10 protein-coding genes and 1 pseudogene are annotated in these 11,106 nt (G+C 65.5%); 10 read left to right on the forward strand and 1 reads right to left on the reverse strand.

Annotation, left to right across the window (positions count from 1 at the left end; all coding sequences use genetic code 11):
• Nucleotides 1-34: 34 nt before the first annotated feature.
• Nucleotides 35-1,030, reverse strand: a complete 996-nt coding sequence (dapD, locus tag RWX87_RS03745) for a 2,3,4,5-tetrahydropyridine-2,6-dicarboxylate N-succinyltransferase (protein ID WP_314687091.1) — start codon at nt 1,028-1,030, stop codon at nt 35-37.
• A gap of 239 nt (nt 1,031-1,269) precedes the next feature.
• Here dapD and RWX87_RS03750 point away from each other — a divergent pair, with 239 nt between their 5' ends.
• The 10 genes and pseudogenes from RWX87_RS03750 to RWX87_RS03795 all read left to right on the forward strand — a co-directional run.
• Complete coding sequence (locus RWX87_RS03750) at nt 1,270-1,404, forward strand: hypothetical protein (protein WP_314687093.1); 135 nt, start codon at nt 1,270-1,272, stop codon at nt 1,402-1,404.
• 120 nt (nt 1,405-1,524) lie between these two features.
• On the forward strand, nt 1,525-2,673 hold the full coding sequence (prfB, locus tag RWX87_RS03755; RefSeq protein ID WP_314687111.1) for a peptide chain release factor 2: 1,149 nt from the start codon (nt 1,525-1,527) through the stop codon (nt 2,671-2,673).
• A gap of 27 nt (nt 2,674-2,700) precedes the next feature.
• Nucleotides 2,701-3,945 carry a cell division ATP-binding protein FtsE gene (ftsE, locus tag RWX87_RS03760; protein WP_314687096.1) on the forward strand — a complete coding sequence of 415 codons (1,245 nt, stop codon included), beginning with the start codon at nt 2,701-2,703 and terminating at the stop codon, nt 3,943-3,945.
• Nucleotides 3,942-4,865, forward strand: a complete 924-nt coding sequence (gene ftsX, locus RWX87_RS03765; protein WP_314687098.1) for a permease-like cell division protein FtsX — start codon at nt 3,942-3,944, stop codon at nt 4,863-4,865. The genes ftsE and ftsX overlap by 4 nt, the downstream gene beginning before the upstream one ends.
• 70 nt (nt 4,866-4,935) lie before the next feature.
• The gene (locus tag RWX87_RS03770) at nt 4,936-6,414 is read left to right on the forward strand and encodes a CHAP domain-containing protein (protein WP_314687100.1); all 1,479 of its coding nucleotides are present in this window, start codon (nt 4,936-4,938) and stop codon (nt 6,412-6,414) included.
• Nucleotides 6,415-6,522: 108 nt separating this feature from the next.
• Nucleotides 6,523-7,005, forward strand: coding sequence for an SsrA-binding protein SmpB (gene smpB, locus RWX87_RS03775; protein ID WP_314687103.1), 483 nt, complete (start codon nt 6,523-6,525; stop codon nt 7,003-7,005).
• 116 nt (nt 7,006-7,121) lie between these two features.
• The gene (locus tag RWX87_RS03780; protein ID WP_314687105.1) at nt 7,122-8,063 is read left to right on the forward strand and encodes an ABC transporter substrate-binding protein; all 942 of its coding nucleotides are present in this window, start codon (nt 7,122-7,124) and stop codon (nt 8,061-8,063) included.
• Between the two features lie 110 nt (nt 8,064-8,173).
• On the forward strand, nt 8,174-9,169 hold the full coding sequence (locus RWX87_RS03785; RefSeq protein ID WP_314687107.1) for an amino acid ABC transporter permease: 996 nt from the start codon (nt 8,174-8,176) through the stop codon (nt 9,167-9,169).
• A 16-nt stretch (nt 9,170-9,185) separates the two neighbouring features.
• A complete protein-coding gene (locus RWX87_RS03790) occupies nt 9,186-10,034 on the forward strand; it encodes an amino acid ABC transporter ATP-binding protein (protein WP_314687109.1) in 849 nt (282 codons plus the stop codon).
• 273 nt (nt 10,035-10,307) lie between these two features.
• Nucleotides 10,308-11,106, forward strand: a pseudogene (locus tag RWX87_RS03795) (glutamine--fructose-6-phosphate transaminase (isomerizing)); the annotation flags it as partial.

The raw sequence follows: 11,106 nt of genomic DNA on the forward strand, positions 1-11,106 counted from the left end.
CGTTTCGGCCCGTCCGACGGTTCTGCCTGTGCGTCTAGTTGTTGCTGTGCAGACTCGCGTTGAGCGCGATTCCGAGCTTGCGGTGACGCGCCTCGATGGCCCCGGTCACCGAGTTGCGCAGGAAGAGGATGTTGTCCCTGCCGCTGAGCTCAGCGCCCTTGACCACCTGAAGCGGCCTTCCGGCCTCGATGCGGGCCTTGTCGTGGATGGTGATCTTCGTCCCGGCGGTCACGTAGAGGCCGGCCTCGACGACGCAGTCGTCGCCGAGGGAGATGCCGATGCCGGCGTTGGCTCCCAGCAGGCTGCGCTCGCCGATGGAGTTGCGCAGGCGTCCGCCGCCGGACAGCGTGCCCATGATGGAGGATCCGCCGCCGATGTCCGAGCCGTTCCCCACGACGACCCCCTGCGAGATGCGTCCCTCGACCATCGACACCCCCAGCGTCCCGGCGTTGAAGTTGACGAATCCGGCGTGCATCACCGTCGTGCCGGGAGACAGATACGCCCCGAGGCGGATGCGGTCCGCGTCGCCGATGCGGACGCCTTCGGGGACGACGTAGTCGACCATGCGCGGGAACTTGTCCACGGAGAGCACGGTGACCCCGGGGGCCGCGATCCCGGAACGGGATTCCGCCTCGATGACCTGCCGGCGACGCAGTGGGAAGTCCTCCACGGCGAAGGGTCCGCGGTCCGTCCAGACCACCGTCGTCAGCCTCTCGAAGATGCCGTCGAGATTCAGGGTGTTCGGCTCGGCAAGGCGCAGGCTCAGAAGGTGCAGGCGGAGATACCCGTCGGCGGCATCGAGGATGGGGGAGTCCAGATCGCAGATCGTGAACACGGGCACGCGTCTGACGCCTCGGGCGTCGGGCTCCTCGTGCACGAGCGGGCCGAAGCCGGGATTCGGGTGTGACTGCGGGTCGGGCGCCTCGCCGATCCGGGGATCGGGATACCACGCGTCCAGGGTCCTGCCCCCGGAGTCCACGGAGGCCAGACCCCATCCCCATGCCCGTCTTCCGTTCAACGATTCGCTCATGGCGTCATCCTTCCCTGATGTCCGGGACGCGTTCCCGCGGGATGTCCGAGGCAATGCCGAGGGGTGCGTCGTCGTCCTCGCCGACGCCACAACTGTAGCGCCGCAGGCCGTCCGAGGCGCGTCGTCGAGGCGGGCCCTCTCGTCGGTGCCCGGTCGCCTCCGCGCGGTGGCGTTGCGCCCTGGGCGGCGTTCGTCTCCCCAGCCCGGAATGACGGACGGGTGCGGTAGGATGGGGGCCCGTGAGCGGCGACCAGGAGGATGCGAGGCGGCGGCGTGAGCGTCGCCGGACGCTTGTCGCGCGGGTGGTCGGCATCGTGGTGGTGGCCTCGATGTTCCTCGCCGTGGTGATTCCCGCTCTGTCCACGGGGTTATGACGACCGTATGACGACATCGCGCATGCATGGAGAAACGGCTGCGCCATCGGCGTCCCGATGACGATGGGATGCCCGATGCCGGGAACGACGTATCAATGACGATGGATTATGGTGGTGGCAATGGCTGAATACGACTATGCGCAGGCTCTGGCGCGCATCGATGACAAGTACGGGCTTCTGTCCAAGGCACTGGATACCGATGCGCTGCGCGCGCGCATCGCCGAGCTCGAGCGCAAGGCGTCCGAACCGGGTCTGTGGGATGATCCGGACACCGCGCAGAAGATCACCACGCGACTGTCCGCGGCTCAGTCCCAGCTGCGCCGAATCGACGATCTCGGCCATCGCGTCGAGGACGTCCGCACCCTGGTCGAGCTCGGTCAGGAGGAGTCCGACGAGGAGTCCCTGGACGAGGCGCAGGGGGAGATCGAAGCCATCGGCAAGGATCTGTCCGACATGGAGGTGCAGACCCTCCTCGACGGCGAATACGACGCGCGGTCGGCCGTCGTCACGATCCGTTCGGGCGCCGGCGGCGTGGATGCCGCCGACTTCGCCCAGATGCTGCTGCGCATGTATCTGCGCTGGGCCGAGCGCCACGGGTATCGCACGACGATGATGGACACCTCCTACGCCGAGGAGGCGGGAATAAAGTCGGCCACGTTCCGGGTCGACGCCCCCTACGCGTACGGCCGTCTGTCCGTGGAGGGCGGCACCCATCGACTCGTGCGCATCTCGCCCTTCGACAATCAGGGACGCAGACAGACGAGCTTCGCCGCGGTCGAGGTCGTCCCCCTGGTCGAGGCCACGGACCACATCGACATCCCGGATTCGGATATTCGTCTGGACACCTACTGCTCCTCGGGTCCCGGAGGGCAGGGGGTGAACACGACGTACTCCGCCGTGCGCATCACGCATTTCCCCACGGGAATCGTCGTGACCATGCAGGACGAGCGCAGCCAGATCCAGAACCGGGCGGCCGCCATGGCCGTTCTGCAGTCCCGTCTCCTCGTGCTGCGGCATGAGGAGGAGGCCCGCAAGAAGAAGGAGCTCGCCGGCGACATCAAGGCCAGCTGGGGCGACCAGATGCGCTCGTACGTGCTTCATCCCTACCAGATGGTCAAGGATCTGCGCACCGGCTACGAGACCTCCCAGACGCAGGCGGTCTTCGACGGGGACATCGACGGCTTCATCGAGGCGGGCATCCGCTGGAGGCATGAGCAGAAGCGCGAGAAGGCGGCCGAAATGACCGATGCCGCACCGATGAAGGACTGACGGGTCCACAGGGAAAGGACTGCATCCATGGCGCTGATCGCCCTCGACGAGGTCTCCAAGGTCTATCCGCGGGGAACGCGTCCCGCGCTGGAGCGGATTACCCTCCACGTCGACAGAGGGGATTTCGTCTTCCTCGTCGGCGCATCCGGATCCGGGAAAACCACCCTGCTCAGTCTGCTGCTGCGTGAGGAGGAGGCCACGGGCGGCGAGATCCATGTGGCGGGCAACGACCTGAGGCGGCTGACGAGCCGTCAGGTTCCCCACTACCGCAGGTCCCTGGGGTTCGTGTTCCAGGACTACAAGCTGCTGAACAACAAGACGGTGTGGCAGAACGTCGCCTTCGCCCTCGAGGTGATCGGCGCGAACCGCGCCACCATCCGCGCGCTGGTGCCCAAGGTGCTCGACACCGTGGGTCTCACCGGCAAGGAGCGCAGCTATCCGCACGAGCTGTCGGGCGGCGAGGCGCAGCGCGTCGCCATAGCCCGGGCCTACGTCAATCATCCGCAGATTCTGCTCGCGGACGAGCCCACCGGCAACCTCGACCCGACGACCTCCCTGGGGATCATGGAGGTGCTGGACGCGATCAACCGGTCCGGAACGACCATCGTCATGGCCACCCATAATGAGGAGATCGTCAACTCCATGCGCAAACGGGTCGTCGAGCTCCATGAGGGCTCCATCGTGCGCGACGAGAGGAACGGGTCCTATGATTCCTCCCTCTACTATCCCGATGGGGCGGCCGCGCCCACGCCGGTGTCCGCGGGCGTTCATGGCGTGCTGCCGGCCACGGGAGGGGTCGGAGGGGACGATGGGATCGCCCGTCTGGCCACGGCGGTGCATTCAGGGCGCACGGGACGCTATGGACAGGCGTTTCAGTCCGCCGAAACGACCATGACGTGGGGACGCGGTCTGGTGGAGCAGACCTCCGGATCCGTCCCGACCGACTCGGACCGCACGGATGAAGGGACATCCGTCGGATCCCGGGTCATCCCGGTCAGGAACGACGATGACGCGGTCGCCGATGCGGCATCGGCCGATACCCCGAACGCCGGGGAGCCAGTCGTCTCCGGACCATCGTCCGCATCCTCCAAGGTCCGGGCAGACGTCCCTCGGGGAGATGTCCCCCATGATTCCGTCACGTCAGCCGAGAGGGACCAGGTCACGGATCTTCTGGTCCCTCCCGCGCCACCGTCGCGGGAGGGCTCGGATGAGGACGTCGGCGCCCATGCCCCGAAGCCCGCGGATGAGACGCCCAGGGAGGCCCGGCGATGAGACTGAGATTCGTTCTGTCCGAGATCTGGACCAGCTTCACCAGGAACATCCCCATGGTCCTGTCCGTGACCCTGGTGACCTTCATATCCTTCCTCTTCATCGGAGCCTCGGGTCTGCTTCAGCTGCAGATCGTCAAGGCGAAGGGGGACTGGTATGACAAGGTCGAGGTCGTCGTCTGGCTCTGCCCTGACGGCACGAGCACGGCGGCGACATGCGCGTCGGGGAAGGCGCCTACCAAATCGGAGGTCGTCGACCTCGAGGAGACGATCAACGACGAGCTCAACGGCGTGGTGTCGAAGATCACCTACGAAAGCCGGGAGGATTTCTACAGGAACACCTTCCTCAAGCAGTATCCGGGCGGCGTGTATCAGGGGCGCACGCTGACGGCGGCCGACATGCAGGACTCCCTGCGGCTCAAGCTCACCGACCCCACCAAGTACCAGGAGGTCTCCGAGGTGCTGTCGGGCCGCGACGGGGTCGAGGAGGTCGTCGATCAGCGACAGATCTTCGACCCCATCTTCCGGATCCTTAACAGGGCCACTGCGGTGACCATCGTCCTGGCGGTGGTGATGGTGCTGGTCGCCATCCTGCTGACGGGCACGACCATACGCATGAGCGCGGCGTCCCGACGCAATGAGACCGAGATCATGCGGCTTGTGGGGGCCTCCAACTGGACGATCCGGCTGCCGTTCATCCTTGAGGGCGTGCTCGCCTCGATGGTGGGGTCCCTGCTTGCCGTGGGTGCGCTGAGCGTCGTGATCAAGGTGTTCATCACCGACTGGATCTCCCAGAGCGTGCAGTGGATACCCTTCGTCGACCAGGGAACCCTGCTGCTCATCGCGCCGGCCGTCGTGGGCGGGGCGATGCTGCTGTCGGCGGTGGCTTCGGCCGTGTCCCTGCGGAGGTATCTCAGGGTCTGACGAAGGCTCGTCCGGTGTTATTGCGAGACCTGTACAATGGGGTCTCACGACCGACGAAAGGCAAGAGACAATGAGGCATGTCAGGCGCGTGAAGGCCACGCTTGGGCTTCTTCTCGCATTCTCCACGCTTCTGGGGTCGATGGTGGCGGTGACGACGACGGGTGGGACGATCGCTCAGGCCGTTCCCAGCACGCAGGAGTATCAGCAGAAGGTCCAGGATCAGGCGGATCTGAAGAAGCAGCTGTCGGGCGTCAGTTCGGCGTTGGCGAATCAGATTCTCGAGCTCAACGATCTGACGGACAACCAGATACCCGCCGCCGAGGAGGCCCTGTCGACGGCGGAGGACGCCGCCGAGCAGGCGCAAAGCCAGGCGGCGGCCACCGCTGAACGGCTCAAGGCCGCCGAGGACGACAAGACCCAGCTGGAGGAGAAGATTCGTCAGACCGGCATCGACTACGACGATGCGAAGGAGGCGGTCGCACAGCTGGCACGAGGCAGCTTCCATGGGTCGGACGCGTCGGAGACCCTCACCGTGGCGACGGATTCCAGCACGGTGACGGATTTCGTCGACAAGATGCAGGCTGAGGCCGCGGTGACGAGGACGGAGGCCGAAGCCGCCTCCGACGCGGCCGGAACGCTCAATACATCCATGAACCGAAAGCAGCGTCTGGCTTCCATCGAGAAGCAGATCGCCGAACTCAAGCGGCAGCAGGACGAACAGGCGGCTGAGGCTCAGAAGGCGGTCCAGGCTGCTCAGGCCAAGAAGGCCAGTCTTGCCGCTCTGCGCGAGAAGGGAACCGCGGCCCGCGCGCAGCTGCAGCAGCAGAAGGGGAGCCTCACGACGGCGGCGGCGAAGCAGGCCGCCCAGATAGTCGAGATGAAGTCCGAGATCGACGCCAACAACCAGAAGCTCGCCGCCGAGGCAGCGGCGGCCCAGGCCGATCCCAGCTCAGGGGGAAGCCAGCAGACGTCCTCGTCCTCGTCTTCCTCTTCCTCCTCAAAGACGTCCTCCTCATCAGGCCGTTCTTCCCGTTCTTCTTCCTCCTCTTCTTCGAAGACATCCAGCTCTGGCGGTTCGTCCTCGTCGTCCTCCTCCTCAGGGGCGTCAGGGATGAGCTACTCGGTTCCCGGGAACTGCGCCGCGGGAGCGTCCTACTGCTACGGGCATGCCACGGGGAACACGGGGACGGGGACGTCGTACCCCACCGGTCAGTGCACCAGATGGGCGTACATCCGCAGGACCAGCATGGGGCTGCCCGTCGGCTCGTATCTGGGGAACGGCGCCCAGTGGGCGTCCAGCGCCAGGGCGCTGGGATACCTCGTGAACCGCACCCCCCATGTCGGTGCGGTGATGGTGGTGGCCGCAGGCCAGGCGGTGATCGGCACGACGTATACGTGGTATGCCAGTGCGACAGCCGGACATGTGGCCGTCGTCGAAGCCGTGTTCTCCAACGGCACGATCTACATCTCCGAGGGTGGATCGAAGACCAACAACCCGTCGTATCAGACCATCGTCAATCCTGGCAGCTACTGGTACATCCACTACTGAACGCCGGGGACGTCGAGGGACCCGCCACTGAGGACCGGGGGATCGGACGGAATGCGACAGGGAGGCCTCGGAGCCGTACATACGAATACAGGAAGGTCGCTGACAGGGATGACCAAGGAGCAGGGGACCGTGACCATCGCCCAGAATCGCCGGGCGCGCCATGACTACGACATCCTCGACCACCTCGAGGCCGGCATCGCCCTGACGGGAACCGAGGTCAAGTCGCTGCGCGAGGGGCACGCCTCCCTCGCGGAGTCCTTCGTGTCCATCGACCGGCATGGGGAGATGTGGCTCGAGGGAGCCACCATCCCCGAATATCTCAACGGCACATGGAACAACCACGCCCCCAAACGCAAGCGCAAGCTGCTGCTTCACCGCTCCCAGATCGGCAGAATCTCGAGACAGGCCGAGGCCAAAGGCGTCACGATCATTCCTCTGAGCCTCTATTTCAAGGACGGACGCGTCAAGGCCGATGTCGCGGTGGCGCGAGGCAGACGCGAGTACGACAAACGTCAGGCGCTTCGCGAACGGCAGGACCTCAGAGAGGCGCAGCGCGCGATGCGTATGAGGAATCTGGAATCCTCATCCTGAGTCGACGGCCCTGCCGTGGACGCTGGTTACCTGGTCGTAGCATGGCGTCCCTAGTGTCCCGGGTACATGGGGCGCGCGATCGGTCGTCGGCCCGTGAGAGAGAAGAAAGGTCCATCATGACGTTCACTCGTTTGCGGGCGGCGGCGGCCATCGTCGCTGGTTCGGCGATGCTCGTGTCCATGGCCGCATGCGGCACCAGCGATTCGAGCTCTTCGAGTTCCTCCTCGGGCTCGGGGTCCTCCTCCACGACGCAGGGGTACGACACCAGCTCGGTGAAGAAGGACTCCTCCATCGCCGCGCTGCTGCCGTCCTCCGTCACCAAGGACGGAACCCTGACCGTCGGCACGGATACCTCCTATGCGCCTGCCGAGTTCCTTGCCGACGACGGCAAGACGCCGGTGGGGTACGACGTCGACCTGACCAAGGCGCTTGCGGCGGTGTTCGGGCTCAAGGCGGACACGGTCTCCTCGACCTTCGACTCGATACTGCCGTCCGTGGGAAGCAAGTACGACATCGGCATCTCGTCCTTCACCGTGACCAAGGACCGCATGGAGGCCGTCGATTTCGTCACCTACTTCAAGGCAGGATCGACCTTCGTCGTCAAGAAGGACAACCCCGACAAGGTGGACACCTCAGACCTGTGCGGCGTGACGGTCGCCGTCCAGACCGGCACCACCCAGGAGGAGGAGGTGAACACCGACACCAAGGCCTGCACGAAGGCCGGGAAGTCGGCGATCACCATCCAGTCCTACAAGATGCAGACGGACGTGACGACCGCTGTCGCGACCGGCAAGGCCGCGGTGTTCTACGCCGATTCGCCCGTCGCGGGCTATGCGATCAAGCAGACCGGTGACGAGCTTGAGGCCCTGGGCGACGAAACAGGCGTGGCGCCGGAGGCCGTGGCCATCAAGAAGGGCGATTCGGCGACCGCGAAGGCCGTCCAGAAGGCTCTTCAGAAGCTGATTGACGACGGTACCTACAAGAAGATCCTCGACACCTGGGGCGTATCCTCAGGAGCCATCGACACGGCGGAGATCAATCCGTCCGTCGACGACTGAGATATCGTCAACTGACGGACACGTCAGCGCGCTCCCCCTGGCGCAAGCGTGGCGCCGCTGACGTGTCTCTTGGGGCGCTGGCATGAATTCACGCAGGAAGGCGGCAGGACATGGCCCGAAAAGACGGGGACGCGCTCGACGAGGACATCCCCGAAAGGATCGAGGCGCTTCCCGTGCGGCGCCCCGGGTCGGTCGTGGCAGGGGTCATCGTCGCTCTCCTCGCCCTGATGCTCATCCAGGGGATGGTCACGAACGAGCGTCTTGACTGGCCGACGGTCTGGAAGTATCTCTTCAACGAGAACGTCCTCGCCGGCATCGGCTGGACGCTGGTCCTCACGGTGGCCTCCATGCTCATCGCCATCGTCCTCGCCGTCCTTCTGGCGGTCATGCGCAAGTCCATCAACCCCGTCCTTCGGGGCGTCAGTTGGTTCTACATCTGGTTCTTCCGTGGCACCCCCGTGTACACGCAGCTCATCTTCTGGGGCCTGTTCGCCGTGCTCGTCCCCAGCTTCGTGCTCGGCATCCCCTTCACGTCGGTGGAGTTCTGGTCGCTGGACACCAACACCCTCAACAACGTGGTGCGTCCCGGGTTCCTGGCCGCCGTGATCGGTCTCGCCCTGAACGAGGCCGCCTATCTCGCGGAGATCGTCCGCGCCGGGCTCGAGGCCGTCGATCCCGGCCAGGCCGAGGCCGCCAAGGCCCTGGGGATGAGGCGGACTCTCATCATGCGACGCATCATCCTGCCGCAGGCGATGCGCATCATCGTGCCGCCAACGGGCAACGAGACCATCGGCATGCTCAAGACCACCTCCCTCGTCATGGCCGTGCCCTTCAGCCTGGAGCTGCAGTTCGCGACGAACGCCATCGCCAACAGGATCTACAAGCCCATTCCGCTGCTCATCGTGGCCTGCATCTGGTATCTCGTGATCACGACGATCCTCATGGTCGGGCAGTCCTATCTCGAACGGCATTTCGGCAAGGGCTTCGACGCCCGACCCGTCGGCCCCCGAGGAGACAAGGCGCCTCTGCCGGGAAAGACCGAAGGCGAACCGCATGACGATACGGGGAAGACCAACCAGGCCACCTTCGTCGGATTGAACGCGTAGGGGAAGGCGGACACGAATGACAGGCGATTCCATAACAGGCGATTCCCTGACGGGCCATCCGCAGGTCGATTCCGCATCTTTCTCGTCGGCGGATACGCTCCCGGCGGTGAAGGCCAGGGGCGTGCACAAGGCCTTCGGCGGCCTGCACGTGCTCAAGGGCATCGACATGACCGTCATGCCCGGGACGGTGACCGTGATTCTGGGGCCCTCCGGCTCCGGGAAATCCACCTTCCTGCGTCTTATCAACCAACTGGAGACCCTCACCGCAGGAAGCATCGAGGTCGACGGCGAGCTCATCGGCTACAGACACATCACGCGCCATGGTCAGGACATGCTCCAGACCCTCAACGAGCGCGAGGTGGCGCGGCAGAGAGCGAAGCTCGGCATGGTGTTCCAGCGTTTCAATCTCTTCCCCCACAGGACGGCCATCGAGAACGTCATGGAGGCGCCCGTCCACGTCCTGCACCAGCCGAGGTCCGAGGCGCATACGCTCGCGGCCGAGGAGCTCCGCCGCGTCGGGCTCGCGGACCGTCTCGACTACTACCCCATGCAGCTGTCCGGTGGGCAGCAGCAGCGCGTGGCCATCGCCCGCGCCCTTGCGATGAAGCCCGAGATCATGCTTTTCGACGAACCCACCTCGGCGCTCGATCCCGAACTCGTCGGTGAGGTCCTGGCCGTCATGCGCTCGCTGGCGAAGGGAGGCATGACGATGATCGTCGTCACCCATGAGATCGGCTTCGCCCGAGAGGTGGCGGACCAGGTGGTCTTCATGGACGGCGGCGTCGTCGTCGAACACGGCGGACCCGAGATCATCGACTCGCCGAACGAGCCGAGGTTCCAGGACTTCCTCCACCACGTCCTGTAGTGGCGGCCCTGCAGCGGCTGCCTGGCAGGGGATGTCCGTCCGTTCGCGATCCTCCGAACCGTCCCGAAGGCGTGATTCGTGGAGGTGGCCTTCTCACGTCATCGTCCGCATGGGTTCGACCGTGTCGGTTTCCTCCCGCCCGTTCCTCCACTGGCGCGACCGGATGCGTGTGACAGCGGATGGGTGGTTCCGCCGCCCATGCTTTCGCGGGTCATGTAAAGGTCGGCCGACCTGCGCCATCGGCGCAATGCGCGTCGCATACACTGGGTGGCCATGTGCGGAATCGTGGGATACGCCGGGGCGGGGACCGCCTGCGGCAAGCCTCTTGAGGTATGCATGCAGGGTCTCAGGCGTCTTGAGTACCGAGGCTATGATTCGGCTGGCGTGGCCTTGGCCGCGCCCGGCATGGAGCAGGTCGCCGTGCGCAAGAAGGCGGGCCGGCTAGACAGGCTGGAGGCGGAGCTGGCCGTCCATCCCCTTCCCGACGCCACGGTGGGCATCGGCCATACGCGCTGGGCGACGAACGGCGCCCCCAACGACGTCAACGCGCATCCCCATACCAGCGCCGACGGCTGCATCGCCATCATCCACAACGGCATCATCGAGAATGCGAATTCGCTGAAGTTCGATCTGCAGACCGAAGGCTACGCCTTCTCCTCGGGCACGGACACCGAGGTCGCCGCCAAGCTGCTGGGCAAGATCGCGAACCAGATCATCGACGACACCGGCCGTCCGGACCTCTTCGAGGCTCTGCGGCGTCTGGCCCGGATGCTGTCCGGCGCGTTCACCATCCTCGCCGTCGACAGACGACAGCCGGATATCGTCGTCGGCGCCCGCCATGATTCCCCGCTGGTGGTCGGACTGGGCAAGGACGAAAACTTCCTCGGCTCCGATGTGGCCGCCTTCATCGCCTACACGAAGGAAGCCCTGGAGCTTGGGCAGGATCAGGCGGTGTGCATCAGCGGATCCAGCGTCAGTGTGACGGACTTCGACGGGAACCCCGTGACCGACGACCGTCGCTTCACCGTGGACTGGGACGCCTCGGCCGCGGAGAAGGGCGGCTGGCCCTCCT

It is taken from the genome of uncultured Bifidobacterium sp., from assembly GCF_963540075.1.
GTDB lineage: Bacteria > Actinomycetota > Actinomycetes > Actinomycetales > Bifidobacteriaceae > Bifidobacterium.